The sequence below is a fragment of the Priestia veravalensis genome, from assembly GCF_001457055.1.
Lineage (GTDB): Bacteria > Bacillota > Bacilli > Bacillales > Bacillaceae_H > Priestia > Priestia flexa.
Genome location: NZ_KQ758656.1, coordinates 1 through 13592, shown reverse-complemented (window position 1 = coordinate 13592; position 13592 = coordinate 1). Strand labels below are relative to the sequence as shown.

At 39.7% G+C, this 13592-nt stretch carries 20 protein-coding genes; 9 read left to right on the top strand and 11 right to left on the bottom strand.

Annotated elements, in window-relative coordinates; genetic code table 11:
• Positions 1-5 precede the first annotated feature (5 nt).
• The 4 genes from AS180_RS12510 to AS180_RS12495 form a co-directional block, all read right to left on the bottom strand.
• Entirely contained in the window at positions 6-2207 is a 2202-nt protein-coding gene (locus AS180_RS12510) for a polymorphic toxin type 15 domain-containing protein (RefSeq protein WP_025907984.1), read from the bottom strand.
• Positions 2208-2225: 18 nt separating this feature from the next.
• Complete coding sequence (locus AS180_RS12505; RefSeq protein WP_025907985.1) at positions 2226-2486, bottom strand: DUF5344 family protein; 261 nt, start codon at positions 2484-2486, stop codon at positions 2226-2228.
• Positions 2486-2911, bottom strand: a complete 426-nt coding sequence (locus tag AS180_RS12500; RefSeq protein WP_025907986.1) for a YwqH-like family protein — start codon at positions 2909-2911, stop codon at positions 2486-2488. The genes AS180_RS12505 and AS180_RS12500 overlap by 1 nt, the downstream gene beginning before the upstream one ends.
• Positions 2912-3071: 160 nt before the next feature.
• Positions 3072-3626 (bottom strand): GNAT family N-acetyltransferase, encoded by a 555-nt coding sequence (locus tag AS180_RS12495; RefSeq protein ID WP_062686881.1) that lies wholly within the window; start codon positions 3624-3626, stop codon positions 3072-3074.
• Positions 3627-3761: 135 nt separating this feature from the next.
• Between AS180_RS12495 and AS180_RS12490 the strand changes: the two genes are divergently transcribed.
• On the top strand, positions 3762-4202 hold the full coding sequence (locus AS180_RS12490) for a PH domain-containing protein (RefSeq protein ID WP_062686880.1): 441 nt from the start codon (positions 3762-3764) through the stop codon (positions 4200-4202).
• On the opposite strand, the gene AS180_RS12485 is transcribed toward AS180_RS12490, so the two are convergent.
• Positions 4199-4630 (bottom strand): GNAT family N-acetyltransferase, encoded by a 432-nt coding sequence (locus AS180_RS12485; protein WP_062686879.1) that lies wholly within the window; start codon positions 4628-4630, stop codon positions 4199-4201. The genes AS180_RS12490 and AS180_RS12485 overlap by 4 nt on opposite strands.
• A 107-nt stretch (positions 4631-4737) precedes the next feature.
• Here AS180_RS12485 and AS180_RS12480 point away from each other — a divergent pair, with 107 nt between their 5' ends.
• Both AS180_RS12480 and AS180_RS12475 read left to right on the top strand, forming a co-directional pair.
• The gene (locus AS180_RS12480; protein WP_062686878.1) at positions 4738-5595 is read left to right on the top strand and encodes an aminoglycoside 6-adenylyltransferase; all 858 of its coding nucleotides are present in this window, start codon (positions 4738-4740) and stop codon (positions 5593-5595) included.
• Between the two features lie 87 nt (positions 5596-5682).
• Positions 5683-6063: a hypothetical protein gene (locus AS180_RS12475; protein WP_025907991.1), complete on the top strand. Its 381-nt coding sequence runs from the start codon at positions 5683-5685 to the stop codon at positions 6061-6063.
• Between the two features lie 50 nt (positions 6064-6113).
• Here AS180_RS12475 and AS180_RS12470 read toward each other — a convergent pair whose 3' ends face one another.
• On the bottom strand, positions 6114-6620 hold the full coding sequence (locus AS180_RS12470; protein ID WP_025907992.1) for a GNAT family N-acetyltransferase: 507 nt from the start codon (positions 6618-6620) through the stop codon (positions 6114-6116).
• A gap of 17 nt (positions 6621-6637) precedes the next feature.
• Positions 6638-7522 carry an alpha/beta fold hydrolase gene (locus tag AS180_RS12465; RefSeq protein ID WP_025907993.1) on the bottom strand — a complete coding sequence of 295 codons (885 nt, stop codon included), beginning with the start codon at positions 7520-7522 and terminating at the stop codon, positions 6638-6640.
• A 224-nt stretch (positions 7523-7746) separates the two neighbouring features.
• Between AS180_RS12465 and AS180_RS12460 the strand changes: the two genes are divergently transcribed.
• Complete coding sequence (locus AS180_RS12460; RefSeq protein ID WP_062686877.1) at positions 7747-8166, top strand: hypothetical protein; 420 nt, start codon at positions 7747-7749, stop codon at positions 8164-8166.
• Positions 8167-8273: 107 nt separating this feature from the next.
• Positions 8274-9116, top strand: a complete 843-nt coding sequence (locus AS180_RS12455; protein WP_062686876.1) for an aldo/keto reductase — start codon at positions 8274-8276, stop codon at positions 9114-9116.
• 40 nt (positions 9117-9156) lie between these two features.
• On the opposite strand, the gene AS180_RS12450 is transcribed toward AS180_RS12455, so the two are convergent.
• The 4 genes from AS180_RS12450 to AS180_RS12435 are packed head-to-tail and all read right to left on the bottom strand — an operon-like array spanning position 9157 to position 11068.
• Complete coding sequence (locus AS180_RS12450; protein WP_025907996.1) at positions 9157-9702, bottom strand: histidine phosphatase family protein; 546 nt, start codon at positions 9700-9702, stop codon at positions 9157-9159.
• 52 nt (positions 9703-9754) lie between these two features.
• Complete coding sequence (locus AS180_RS12445) at positions 9755-10135, bottom strand: DUF5412 domain-containing protein (protein ID WP_025907997.1); 381 nt, start codon at positions 10133-10135, stop codon at positions 9755-9757.
• Between the two features lie 15 nt (positions 10136-10150).
• Entirely contained in the window at positions 10151-10570 is a 420-nt protein-coding gene (locus AS180_RS12440) for an NUDIX hydrolase (RefSeq protein ID WP_025907998.1), read from the bottom strand.
• A 21-nt stretch (positions 10571-10591) separates the two neighbouring features.
• Positions 10592-11068: a GNAT family N-acetyltransferase gene (locus AS180_RS12435; protein ID WP_025907999.1), complete on the bottom strand. Its 477-nt coding sequence runs from the start codon at positions 11066-11068 to the stop codon at positions 10592-10594.
• Between the two features lie 172 nt (positions 11069-11240).
• Between AS180_RS12435 and AS180_RS12430 the strand changes: the two genes are divergently transcribed.
• The 4 genes from AS180_RS12430 to AS180_RS12415 all read left to right on the top strand — a co-directional run.
• Positions 11241-11981, top strand: coding sequence for a VOC family protein (locus tag AS180_RS12430; RefSeq protein ID WP_025908000.1), 741 nt, complete (start codon positions 11241-11243; stop codon positions 11979-11981).
• A gap of 48 nt (positions 11982-12029) precedes the next feature.
• Positions 12030-12791 carry a GNAT family N-acetyltransferase gene (locus AS180_RS12425; RefSeq protein WP_062686875.1) on the top strand — a complete coding sequence of 254 codons (762 nt, stop codon included), beginning with the start codon at positions 12030-12032 and terminating at the stop codon, positions 12789-12791.
• Between the two features lie 9 nt (positions 12792-12800).
• A complete protein-coding gene (locus tag AS180_RS12420) occupies positions 12801-13247 on the top strand; it encodes an ASCH domain-containing protein (protein WP_025908002.1) in 447 nt (148 codons plus the stop codon).
• A gap of 148 nt (positions 13248-13395) precedes the next feature.
• Positions 13396-13592, top strand: a 197-nt coding sequence (locus AS180_RS12415) for a DUF4372 domain-containing protein (RefSeq protein WP_139109194.1), incomplete at its 3' end; no start/stop codon positions are given.

The following is a 13592-nucleotide window of genomic DNA, read 5'->3' as shown; positions in this document are numbered from 1 at the left end:
ATTGATTATTGAGTTAATTTCACATTTAAATAAGTATTCTTTAGCTGCTCCGATGACATATTCTTCGCCATTTCCCTAATTTGCTCATCAACAACATCAATTCTATATTTCCATTGTGAACCTATCGAGGAATTTACTCTTTTATCCCCCATACCTCCAATAATGTCTGTTCTTCCTCCAGCTATTTGATCTGGATTATGAAGTGCTGCTTTTGTTTCCAGCCATTCTGAAGCTTGCTTTGTCGCCTCTGCTCTGGAAAGTCCTTGTTTTCGCAGTTCAGCAATTTTATCTTTAAGTGCTTCTTGTCTAGCCATTTTTTGAGCTGCATTTCCTTCTATTGCTCTACCTTCAGCAATATATCTGTCTCTATTTTTCAGATACTCGTCAACCGTTAATTCATTCATACCTTTTTCTTGGTCTTTTAATTGTCTTGCAAACTCTTCGGAGTCATGTTTAACATTTCTTTTAAAATTAACTTCAACTTCTTTTATTCTTGGTACATCATCCAAATGCTTTACATTACCCGTACCCTTAGAAACACCCTGAACACTCTCAACATTCCGAACGCGCTCAACCTCTTTACCCTTCTTCTCCACTCCAACGGGTTTCTCCACACGCTCCACGTTCGGATTCGCCACAAATCTCCCTGTTTCTGGGTCTTGGTACCGCTTGACTTTTGGATTGTAGATGGGTGTGATCATCTGCATCGCTTGCTGCTTCACATTCTGCAAGGTTTCCCTTACCGTCTGCTGGGCAAGCGCTGGACCGGCTGGCGCTAGTTCGGGCATGAGCCTTGGCATGGTGCTGTCTAAAATACTCGTATACGTTTTATGTAATGACTGTGTCCACGATGCGGGCGCGGTTTTGACACTTTGGTACGCTTGTTTGGTGACGTTGGCAACCGCACTTGTGCGAAGCGTATTGCGCATTTGCGTGAGCTTTTCGGTTCCTTTTGTCACCACGGCTTGACCCATATTGGCTGCGTAGCGCGTCGATAGGGCACCTGCGCCTGCAATGCCGAGCGATTGGAACAGGCTGTTTTGGCGCTGTTCTTCAGAAATCGCATTGCCGAACATGTCTTTTCCCGTTGTGAATTCGTACATGCCGTTTGCGGCGACTAGGCCGTAGAGACCTTTTTCTGCTTGTTCGAGCGCTTTAAACGATTTGGACGTTTTGTACGCATCAAGCGCGTGATCAGCAGCGTTGACACCTTTGGCGGTAACATAGATGGCTTTTCCGCCTTTAGCTGCGCGACCTGCCCAGCCGACAACGGGAATGAATCCAGCCGCTGCCATTGCCCCTGCCGCTACGCGTTCCGATGTTGAAAGCTCACGTCCCGTAACGGGATCTACGCCTTCGGCTGCTCGTTTATAATCATAATATCCTGTTACCTCTCCTGTAAAGGTTGAAACCGTATCCCACGTTTTTTCATACCACTTTTTATTAGCTTCTTCAACCGCTTGGCGCTCCGCTTCTTTTTTCAGCTCGTGAACATTTTTCATTTCTTCATGATACGTCACGTAGTTCGTTGCGTACTCGCTTGCTTCTTTTTGAACTTTATACAACTCGCTTGCATGATACGCTTTTTGATCAAATAAAACTGGATACGCCTGCCCGCCTTGCGTCGTAGCTCCGTGTAAGCTGTTGGTTGCAGCTTGGGTCAGCAAATAATTTGATTCCATTTGCCTATAACCTTCTAACCACTCTGCATCCAATTTTTCAACTGCTTCAACCGTTTCATCCCGCTTTTTTTCTGCTTTATCGATTGAATCGTTAAAATCTTCGGCAGAAAACGCAGACAGTGAGACTAAGTCGTCCACTTTATGCAAAATCGTTTGAAGATCTTCTCGCTGCTGAGCAACGAGTTCTTTCGCTTGGCTTACGGACTGTTTAAGATCATGCTCTAAAAACGATAGGTCAACTACCGTGTTTCCTGCTAGGTTCGCGTCTTCTGCTTTTACGTACAGCGCTGAGAAATATGACTTGGTCATTTGGACTAAATCAATCCAACACTTTGCGTTATCAACTTGGTATTCATAGAACTTCTTAATGTTGTCGGCACCTTTTCCTTGAAGGCTATCATCCAGCTTAGACACGGCAGCTAGCGCTTTGTGGAGGGTCTGCAGCTGGTCTTCAAGATTTTTATACGCTTTTTCTCGTTCTTTGGAAAAGGTTGAAATGCCCTTTGCATCGTATATTTTCCCCATTTGATTCACCCTTTTTCATTATGAACGCACAATGGCTTCGTCTTGTTCTTTTAATAATTTCACGTTAGCTTTCGTGTCCTGTACGCTTTTTTCTAAGGCTGTGATGTACGTTTTTAAAAGCTTTCCCAGCTCTTCTTCCTGTGACTTCCACTCGTTTGTGCTTGAAAGGTTGTTATCCCCGACATCGGAGTTTCCTGGGAGCGATAATTTTTGAATGGCTGTTTCGACGTCTTCAAGCTTTTGCATGACGTCTTCATAGTTGAGCTTGATTGATGTCATTATAGCTTTCTCCTAATCTCACTAATTTTATTCTCTAAATCTGCGACTGCATCTTCCCCTTTATTTAAAAGAGATTCCGCTTCGTTTACAAGGTAGCTAACACCGCTATAAAAGCCTTTTTGAGCCTCGTACCACGTGATTTTATGGTTAATCGCATTTATATAGTCGTCATAATCGTTCGTGATAATATCGTTGATTTCGTTGTATGCTTGCTTTCTGTTATCATCAAAGTTTGTGGATATATCACCTTTCCAATGATTTCCTAAGTCTGGTTCCTTTACTTCTTTTATTTCTACTAATGACCGTTTCTTTTCGTTTTCAATCTCTGTTTTTGCGGTTTTTAAACGCTGAATTTTCTCTTCAGCATCCGCAACGTTTCCTGAGATTGTGCTTGAAAAACTTTGAAGCATTTGTTCAAATCCCATGAGGTTCACCTCTTTACCACTTTTTCCAATATTTATAGTTTAAAAGTTGCTTTTAATTAGAGAAATAGGAAATTTTTCTCTTTTTTCTACAGTAAGACAACGTTCCCTTAAATCCGCCAAAATAATAGGTATAAAGAATCATAAATAAAAAAGCCGCTCATTAGTCGGCTCTTCTTTCTTTCCATTCCCTTTTTAGTAAGCTGTACATATACAAATCATCAAATTTCCCGCACGTGCGCTCATATTCTCTCAGCAATCCTTCTTGATGAAATCCAAGCTTTTCAACAAGCTTCTGCGATGATATGTTTTCTAGTTCAATTAGGGCTTGGATGCGATGTAGCTTCCAGTTTGAAAATCCATACTCGATGACTGCTTTCATAGCTTCAGCTGCAATGCCTTGCCTCCAGTATTCCTGATGAAGCTCGTATCCAACTGACGCTCTTTCATGACTAGATTCATAATCTAAAAAACCACAGCTTCCAATTATGACGCCTTCTTCTTTTAATGTAATGCCCCATCTCATCCCGGTACCTTCATTTACTATATTTCTGTACCAGCTGAGCTCGCTTTTCACATCATCAATCGTTTGAAAAGGCTCTAACCCCATATGCTTCATTACTACAGGGTCAGATAAATACCTTAGCATATGAACGGCATCACTTTCTTTTGACTCACGGAGAATGAGCCGCTTCGTATCCAATGTAGGTATGTTCATATGTTTCTTCCTTTCTTAGCTAATATACTAAATCTATTTTTTCACTTCGCATTAGTAAAAAGCGAAACCAATTCCTTACATTAAGCGTATAAACTAGTACTAACTCGTTTTCAAAAAATGAACGGAGGTGCTTTCTTGAAATTCCGATCTCATATCGACCGCTTTTTTGGTATGGTAATAACCACTTCTTTAGCAACCCTTGGCGTAGTATTTTTTCTTCCTCTTTTTTTAGACAGTGAAACAACTCTGCTTGATATTATTATTTCTATTGCATTATTTTTAGCTTGTGGAGGCGTCATGGTATGGTCTAGTTTTTTTGTGACGTATGAACTTCACTCTGATTATCTTATTGTTAAAGGGGGCGTATTGAAGATTCGTATTCCATATGAAGAAATCACAAAGGTAGCCCCAACTCGTAATGTTTTTACGGGATATAAAGTTCTCGCTTCAAAGGATGCTATTGAAATCTTTTATACATCTTCTCTTTTAGGAAGCGTAAAAATCTCACCGGCTAAGCGTGATCTTTTTCTTTCAGAGTTGAAAGCACGCTGCCACAGTAGCTCCTTTAAGTTTTAACGTATCTCTTTTATAAACCCAGTGCTTTTCGGCTGGTAGCCCATTTTTTGATAAAAAAGATGCGCAGCCAGCCGCTCATCTCGGTTGCCGCTGTTTAATCCAATTGCCATGCAGCCTTGACTCTTCGCCCACCTTTCTGCTTCTTTGATCAACATTTTCCCGACGGCTTTTCTTCTAAATTTCTCATGAACAACAAATGCAACAATACGAGTATAAGAGCCATCGTATTCATAAAAATAGCTTTTACATAAGCCAGCCATTCCCGCTACTTCACCATCTATCTCTGCGATGAGCGTATGATAATCTGACGAAGCTTGAATAGCGGATAGCCTCACTTGCAGATCTTCAAAATTCGTTGGATAACCAAGCTGTTCCATAAGCGGAATTAGCTCTTTAACATCATGGTCTTGTAGAGATCGCACCTTCATCTTTGCACTCCCTTTTACACTATGAAATAATAAAACCAAACCCTAATAATTCCATTTTATCAAAAAAGCGGATGGGAAATAAACGTTTTTAAGAAAGGAGAATGAACGTGCGCAGTAAAGAAGAAGTAATGAATCTTATTTTGAGCTATGCGAAAAACGATGGCCGCGTACGAGCAGTTGGGATGTGTGGTTCACGTGTCAATCCCAAGGCACCTCGTGACCATTTTCAAGATTACGATATTGTTTTTATTGTATCTGAGATGGAAGGCTTCTTAAGTGACCCGACATGGGTTGACTATTTCGGAGAACGTTTTTTGACCCAAATGCCGGAACAAACAACGTTATTTCCGCCTTCATTAGGAGGAAAGTTCAGCTATCTCATGCTGTTTCAAGACTATACGCGAATTGATTTAACTCTTTGTCCGCTTTCACTTAAAGAAGACTGGAACCGTGGTGATGAAGGTATTTCAACCATATTGCTAGATAAAGATGATTTATTTAGGGCACCACAACTTCTAAGCGATAAACAGTATCATCTTCGAATGCCAACCGAAGCTAACTTTCTAGACTGTTGCAACGAATTTTGGTGGGTTTGTACGTACGTTGTCAAAGGCCTTTGCCGCAATGAATTTTTATATGCAGTAGATCATCTGACTATTCAAGCGAGAACAGAACTTCTGCGCATGATGTCCTGGCGAATTGGTACTGAGCGTGGATTTACGTTTAGTTTAGGAAAAAACAATAAGTACCTTCCAAACTACCTGGAAAAACACGAGTTTCTTGAGCTTCAAAGCACCTATGACGTATCGACCAATAAAAAGGTTTGGCATGCGCTCCAAGCCAGTCAAACGATGTTTATTCGCGAGTCTACGAAAGTGGCAAAAGCGCTTGATTTTCAAATCAATGAGCAGGAAGTAGCTAATAGTCTTACCTATACGCGTGAACATAAGAGAGTGTATGCGTGATGAGAACACAGGTAAACATTATTCAATGGTTTTTATAGAAAATAATTACTAAAATGATATAATAAAGCAACAAGGTGGCGGTGCTTTTTGGTGAAATATATAAAGTGGCCAGATTTACTATTTATGCTGATTCTAACTATTATTTTAGTTTTTGATTATTTTCCTAACCCAATGTTTACAAAAATCCTACCACAAGCTGCTTTTGTTTTATTCGTTAGCGTGATTGGGTTATTGTTTATACTGAGTATCATAATTAGAATCCGCTCGGAAGAAAAAATAGCTGAAGGCTTAATAGGACAACTTATTCTTACTGTCTACATTGTTGTAGTGATGACAATATTGTCGCTTTTAGGCGGTGAGTCTACTTCTGGTGTCTCTTTTAGCAACTGGATTTTCTGGGGCGTTCTCTCTCTTTCTCTGTTTGAAATTTATTCAAGATGGAAGAAAGTCAAACAAAAAGAAGCATAGGTATCGGACTTATGCTTCTTTCCTTTTATCATGCTCATCATTCTTTTCTATTACACTAGCTTATAATAAAACACCGTGGCATCCAGATTACCGTTGGCTGACAATGCATAGTTGGGAATTATCCCTGCTTTTGTGTACCCCATTGCTTGGTATAGTTCGTTTGATGGATCACCTTCTCTTGTATCTAATACAAGCAGTGAAATGCCATGCTTTTTCGCTTGGGCTTCAACTTTCTCCATTAATAAGCGGCCAATTCCTTTTCTTCGAAAACCAGGGTGCGTCATTAACTTTCCAACTTCAGCTCGGTGCTTTCCGTTTTCTTTTCTTTCTAAATATAGCTGAACGGTGCCCACTACTTTGCCTTCACTAGCTGCGATAAGCAGGACGGTATCATTTTGATTGACTCCACTCCAGTACATATTTGCTTGGTCGTTAGACAAAGGAGGCAAAAAGCCAATTGATGCCCCTCCTTCCACGCACGTCACTAAAAGCTCTGACAGATTTGATATATAGTCGGCTACGTTGTCTACTACTTGTAAATCAATCGTTTTAGTCATTCATTTTCTCTCCCAAATTATAAAGTAACATGCCCATTCACAAGGTCATGCTTTTTCATAAACGCTTCAACTTGATTATGAATATCTTCTGCATCTTTTCCAATCCACAGCAAATGTCCCCAATTATCAAGGAGGCAAAGCGTTGACGTTGGAATTGATTTTTTTGCGTGATGTGCATGCTCCAGGGAGACAGCTTGGTCGTTAAGGCTGTGCAGAATCAGAGTTGGGCTTTGGACCGTCGTCAGCAAGTGATTAAACCTCTTGGACGTATGCTGAAGATCTAAGATAAATCCTTCTCCTGAACGATAGCGATTATTCATACGCTGAAATGCTTCCAGGTCTGAATCTTTCATTTGTTTCATGACTTCTTCTGCCGGAAGTTTACTAAAAGATGGAACAAACTTCTTAAACATAAACTGTACGTTGCGGTTTGACAGACGAGCCACGAGCTTCCACGTCCACTTTTCAGTAAGCGGATGAAATGCAAATTTCGCTACCTTATAATTGAGACTTTTTTTAGACAGCCATTCTTTTGTGACGGCACTTTGTAGAATTAAGCTATTTGTACGGTTTGGATACATTGACGCAAAGCTAATTCCGCTCGGACCTCCCGCTGAGACTGCAATGATATGTACTTTTTTAATGTCTAACTGATCTAACATCTTCGCATAGCAACGAGAAGCTAGTTCGAATGTTTCGCCAAGTTCTTTTGAAGTAGCTCCGTATCCTGGTCTTGACGGTGTTATGATTGAAAACCCGCTTTTTACAAGACGTTCATACCCTAACTCTTCTCGGCAGTTCGAGTGCCCCCCGTGAAATAGTAAGATCGGAGTTCCTGTTCCAACAACTGAATACTCAAGCAGGTGCCCATCTACTTCCATATGATAAATGATTCGCTCCAACCGCTTCACCTCCATTTTCTGTTCTTTACAAGATAGCCAAGAATACTATTCAATATTCGTTTATCCTTCTGTTTCTCCTTTTCTGATCAGGAGAAAATTGTTAAAATACCCCTATACTTCCAGGTATCATTTTACACTAAATTGGTCAAATAAGTTAAACTAGAAAAAAGGAAGAAAAAATTACAATATACTGGTATATTGCTAGAAAAGGTAGGTAATGCAGCGTGTCTCACTTTGAAACAACACTTCAGTTAAAAACAACTATTCTAAATACATCTTTTCAACTTTTCGACTACATAACTACTCGCCCTCACCTATTTGCGATTGCCTTACACCAAGAGCTTGGCTATCCTATAGAGTTTATGTGGAATTCAGACTTTAAGTTTAAAGATGAAAGCGCACCAAGAGTGGTGCTTATTCATGCATACTGCGTGTTACCAAATCATCAATATTTGGATGCAAGAGGCTACGTCTCGCATGACCTAATTGCACAAGAAAAGCCACATCAGCACGCTTACTACGAACGTGTGTCTAGTAAGCAAATTGAAAAGTTAACGAATCTTGGTCGGCTTTGTAAAGAAGAATTGCTTGAGATTGACAGCTTAAGAGACTTTATTAAAGAGCACGTACATGTCTATTCATAAGCTCTATAGGCACTTTGAAGTACCTATATCACTTTAAAGTGCTTACTTTTCATTTTATTAACTCTCTCTTATTATAAGTCATGTACTTACTATTGGAGGTTGATAACATGATTACGCATTTACAAGATACAGTAACATTAAATAACGGCGTAAAGATGCCCGGGTTTGGTTTAGGCGTATTTAAAGTGGAAGAAGGACCTGAGTTAGTTGAAGCTGTAAAAGCTGCGATTAAAAACGGCTACCTCAGTATTGACACAGCAGCCATCTACGAAAACGAAGAAGGCGTTGGTGAAGGAATTCGACAAGGTCTACAAGAGACGGGTCTTTCACGTGAAGAGCTATTCGTAACGTCAAAAGTATGGAATAGTGATTTAGGGTATGAAGAAACGCTTAAAGCCTACGAAACTAGTCTTCAAAAGCTTGGATTAGACTATTTAGATCTTTACCTTATTCATTGGCCAGTTGAAAGAAAATATAAGGACGCATGGCGTGCGTTAGAAACGCTTTATAAAGACGGCAAGGTAAAAGCAATTGGCGTAAGCAACTTCCAAATTCATCATTTAGAAGATTTACTACAAGATGCTGAGGTGAAGCCAGTCATCAACCAAGTCGAATATCATCCGCGCTTAACGCAAAAAGAGCTTCGTGCTTATTGTGAACAGCAAAACATTCAGCTAGAAGCTTGGTCTCCGCTTATGCAGGGCGAACTGCTTGATAACGATGTACTGTCTGCGATTGCTTCTAAGCACAATAAATCTACGGCTCAAGTAATCTTGCACTGGGATGTTCAAAACGGTGTTATCACGATTCCAAAATCAACAAAAGAGCACCGTATTATCCAAAATGCTGATATTTTTGATTTCGAGCTAACGTCTGACGAAATGAAACAAATTGATGCACTAAACCAAAATCACCGAGTAGGTCCAGATCCAGACAACTTTGATTTTTAAGTAAACAAAGAGGATAGACAAATTGTCTATCCTCTTTTCATTACCTCTGATTCCAAACCCTTTTCATAACTCCTTTTGTAGAAAACAAATCTATTCGATATAAGTCTGGATTCGATAAATTAGACCATTCTTGAAATCCAAAACTAGCATCAAAGTGTCGTAACAACAAGCTCATTAAATTACCATGCGTAACCAATAATGAGATTTCATTTAGATTACCCACCTCTTCATATACAACAGCTAGCGCACGCTGAGTTGCTTCTTTTGATGACTCTCCACCTTTCAATTGGAGATTTTCATCATGAAATGTTTGCTTTAATAGCTCTAACCAATTGTCTACGGGTTTTCCTGTTAGAACACGTTCCGCTAAGCGCTCATCTTGCTTAATGGAAACGCCAATCTCTGCTGCAAAAGGTGCAGCCGTATGAATCGTTCTTATGTACGGACTTGATATAATAGTTGAAATACCTAAGGGCTTTAAGTACTCTACTAGCGATAGGGCATCTTTTTTCCCTTCCTTCGTTAAAGGGGCATCAGAATCTTGTCCTTCAGCTTTACAGTGCCGTAGTAAATAGATTGTTTTCATTTTCTCCTCCTGAAAACCTATTAAGCTCACATACATTCATACTATTCGTCCATTACTCTCGCCTAAAATCATAAACATCATTTGGAACATGCAGCGAGTGTCCGTTAATCTCGACCGTATCTTTACCTTGCCAATGAATATCCGCACTGCTTTCTTTATAGTTCCAGTAAATATTCTTTTCTTTATTTCCTTTATTAAAAACAAGCTCCCCTCGAACAGCATAGCCGGTAGTTGCGCCTCCGTCCGAGAGGTATGCTTTTAGCGTATAGGCACCATCGGGTGATGTGGATTCAGTAAGATATTTTCCTTCAGGAAGACGACTCATATCAAAAAATGTCCGATATATGCCGTATCCCAAAAGACTGATACAACCACAGCACCCGATTAATAACCACTTCGTAAGCTTCTCTTTTGTTTTAATGACCTTTAACAACTTCCATCCTCCGCTTTAGTTCACTTTTAAAACTCCATCTTCAATGTATCTCAGTAAAATTTTCCGCTCTTCTTCAAACAGCATAAATAAATCATCCATTTTTGCTACAGGCTTCCATGCTACATCAACAATGAGGTTATCAGGATCTTGGAGCTTCTTTTCTCCACCTACTAACTGAACAGCAAAATATTTAATATGCACATCAACACCGTATGTGACCGTATCGTATTCATGGACTTGACCTAGGATTTCAACCTCGTATCCCGTCTCTTCCAAAACTTCACGAACGCAGCATTCTTCAAACGTTTCACCGCCTTCTAGCCCACCTGACGGAACAGACCATAGCTCTGGGTGATTTGGCTTTTCTTGCGCCACCATTAATAATTCGTTATTTTCATTGATGCAAATCGCTGCTGCGCCTTTCCAGTTTGACATGCAAAATCCTCCTCCATTCAGTTATAGCTTCTTCATTAACAACAGTTCATCTCGAATTGGAATTTCATCATAACCAACCAAAGGAATACTTGGCTTTTGTTTTCTTGCTTCTTGAACTGCGTTTGGAAATAGGTAAGCTAAATGATAACCACGCCTTTGGTAAAACCGAAGAGCCTTTACGTTATCATTTGTTGTAATGAGCGTTACCTTCGTGCAACCTACGGATTTTGCTTTCTCTTCCACTGCTTTCATGAGGGCCGTGCCATATCCGCTGTTTTCCTGCAAGCTATCTAACGAGATTATTTCACATTCTTTTTCTCGTATTTCATAGGTGACTAACCCAATGATGTTATTGTGCTCGTCATATAAGATAAACCCACACAGAGAGGAACAGTCATACGCACCAACAGAAGTAACCATTTTTGTACTTCCCCAATGCTTTTCTAAGAATCGACTGACTTCTTCTCTGTCATCAAGAACAACGCGGCGAATTTCCACTTTTCAACACCCCTGTTCCCATTTTATACTATTGTTCTATTTTTTTACATAACAAAAGTAAATAAATAACATCTATCCTTTCTACGACTAAAGATGTATTCCTTTTCATTCATTGTACCGTGGCTGTTTTTATGGACTACATCATAAACTAATGGTAAAGGAGTGAATGATGATGATTACCCACTATGCAAATCTCGAACTGCTTACGGTATCTATTCAAGGTGTCAAACAATTTTATGAAAAAGCACTACATTTAGAAATAACAAACGAAACAACTGAGTTTATTCAGTTCAGACTGACTCCATATAGCACGCTTAGTTTCAAGGAATCCTACGAACCAATTAAGCCCGCACACTTTGCCATTCAAGTGTCTTATCAGTTGTTTACTAATGCTGTTACACTTTTAAAAAAATCTGGCGTGTTTTTGTTAGCTCAAAACGAAGGAAATCCTATCGATGAACATAACGGTCGAAAAAACGTGTATTTCCGCGATTGTGACGGTAACTTACTTGAGTTAATTGCACATGACTATATTCATGAAAATAAGTTAAAGAGCTATGGTAAGCTGAATGCATTATATATAAGAGAAGTAGGATTTCCAGTAAAAGACGTTGGAAAGTTTCGAAGCTGGCTAAAAGAAACTTTCAGCATGAAAACAGACGAAGATGATGACTACTTTAACTTTGTGATTGGTGGAACAGCTTATGCAGTGGTCGTCTCAGAAAAGCGGCCATGGATTCCTATCGCCATGAAAGCACTACCTCCTAACATAAAGGTGACGCTCGGTACTCCACTTCCGCTAACCAATCAGCAAAATTTTATAAACAGCGGCTATCAATTCTCTTTAGTACACACACCTGAATTCCAGCACAGTTTTCTTCAGGATTTACGGTTGCCACCTGATTGCTATTAGGTGTATACTTGTAAAATTATAGAAGATTTATAGACTAGGAGGCGCAGCATGCAAACAACAACAGATACACTACGCCTACTTGAACAACTGGCTTCCAATGCTTGGCCAGCTCATACAACTGAAAAACTCGGTGATTGGACGATGCGCTATACGTTTGGTTATACAAAGCGCGCCAATAGCGTCCACGCGGTTGGCTCACTTCCTTTTGATTTAAACTGGCTTCAAAAGGTTGAGAATTTTTACGAAAGCCGTAACACAGCGTCATGTTTTCATATCTCTCAGCTTTCACCAGCACAGTTAGATGAAACACTGGGTTCAAAAGGTTATAAAAAAAGCGATGAATGCTTTACGATGATGGCAGCCTGTGAAGATACGCTCCAAAATGTCAAGCTGGACATTCAGTATGATGCCTACTATTTACGCGAAGCAACTCCTGCTTGGATTGATGAGTTTCTGACGTTAGAAGGCTTTTCAAAAGATCGCTTTGACGCCTATACTCATATCTTTTCCAGCATTCATGCTTCTAAGACGTTTCTGCGCTTATCAAGCAATAAAGAAACGGTGGGTTTAGGATCCGTGGTAGTTGAACAAGGGTACGGATGCATCAGCAACATAATTGTACACGCTAAACATCGCCGAAAAGGGATTGCCAAAGAGCTGGTGAGCGCGCTCGTTCAATGTGCTCAAAGACAAGAAGCTGACTATGTTTACCTGCAGGTTGTGAAAGAAAATAAGCCAGCAGTTGATTTGTATGAAAAGCTTGGTTTTAAAGCAGTATCTTCTCATCATTATCGTATTCTGAAGAAATAGGTGAAAAAGATGAATGAAATCGATCAATTTTGGCAGGATTTTTGCAAAAAAAACAACCTTACTAACGTCTCGTACAAAGAAGCATTTCAGTTCGGCGCGTCTTCTGGCTGGCTTGCTTCCTTAGTTGTTGAAGGTAAAAAAACAGCTACCACATCCGGCTATGTTTTCTATGAACTTGAAAACGAAGAGTTACCAAAAAAAGGAGATTATTCGATTGTGCTAGACGAAAACAATCAGCCAGTTGCCGTTATTCAAGTTCAATCGGTAGACGTTTTGCCGATGAACGAGGTATCAGAAGAATTCGCATTAGCTGAAGGTGAAGGTGACTATAACTTCTGGTGGCGCGCTCACGAAGAATTTTTCACAAACGAATTAAAGCCGTATGGAAAAACATTTTCTCCTGATTTAATGGTCGTTTGTGAGCGTTTTGTAAACCTGAGCTTAAAAAATTATTAACATGTTCAGAGTCACTAGCGTCGCATTAAAATAATTCAAAGCCCTTTATAAATCTGAATTTTCTGCAATATTATTCATGCACAAAAAAATCCTTTATAATGGTTGGGTGGTAATAAACCATCCAAATCCAAAATAAAGGACAATAAGCATGGATAAGTTTACACGAAAAACATCATTTGAACAATGGTTTTCACCGATTTTCTCCACAAAACTCGAGGAATTGGTTGAAAGCTATCAATTAAATTCCTATACAAAGAAGCTGTACATTGCTTCATTCTTGAAATTACTCGTATTCGCACAACTCAACGAAACCGAGAGTCTGCGTGCAGTCAGTGAGACATTATT

What these genes read in the sequence shown, in the direction of transcription:
- AS180_RS12510 (WP_025907984.1), bottom strand. Translation starts at nt 2,207, where the DNA reads ATGGGGAAAATATACGATGCAAAGGGCATTTCAACCTTTTCCAAAGAA.
- AS180_RS12505 (WP_025907985.1), bottom strand. Translation starts at nt 2,486, where the DNA reads ATGACATCAATCAAGCTCAACTATGAAGACGTCATGCAAAAGCTTGAA.
- AS180_RS12500 (WP_025907986.1), bottom strand. Translation starts at nt 2,911, where the DNA reads ATGGGATTTGAACAAATGCTTCAAAGTTTTTCAAGCACAATCTCAGGA.
- AS180_RS12495 (WP_062686881.1), bottom strand. Translation starts at nt 3,626, where the DNA reads ATGAACATACCTACATTGGATACGAAGCGGCTCATTCTCCGTGAGTCA.
- AS180_RS12485 (WP_062686879.1), bottom strand. Translation starts at nt 4,630, where the DNA reads ATGAAGGTGCGATCTCTACAAGACCATGATGTTAAAGAGCTAATTCCG.
- AS180_RS12470 (WP_025907992.1), bottom strand. Translation starts at nt 6,620, where the DNA reads ATGACTAAAACGATTGATTTACAAGTAGTAGACAACGTAGCCGACTAT.
- AS180_RS12455 (WP_062686876.1), top strand. Translation starts at nt 8,274, where the DNA reads ATGATTACGCATTTACAAGATACAGTAACATTAAATAACGGCGTAAAG.
- AS180_RS12450 (WP_025907996.1), bottom strand. Translation starts at nt 9,702, where the DNA reads ATGAAAACAATCTATTTACTACGGCACTGTAAAGCTGAAGGACAAGAT.
- AS180_RS12440 (WP_025907998.1), bottom strand. Translation starts at nt 10,570, where the DNA reads ATGTCAAACTGGAAAGGCGCAGCAGCGATTTGCATCAATGAAAATAAC.
- AS180_RS12430 (WP_025908000.1), top strand. Translation starts at nt 11,241, where the DNA reads ATGATTACCCACTATGCAAATCTCGAACTGCTTACGGTATCTATTCAA.
- AS180_RS12425 (WP_062686875.1), top strand. Translation starts at nt 12,030, where the DNA reads ATGCAAACAACAACAGATACACTACGCCTACTTGAACAACTGGCTTCC.
- AS180_RS12420 (WP_025908002.1), top strand. Translation starts at nt 12,801, where the DNA reads ATGAATGAAATCGATCAATTTTGGCAGGATTTTTGCAAAAAAAACAAC.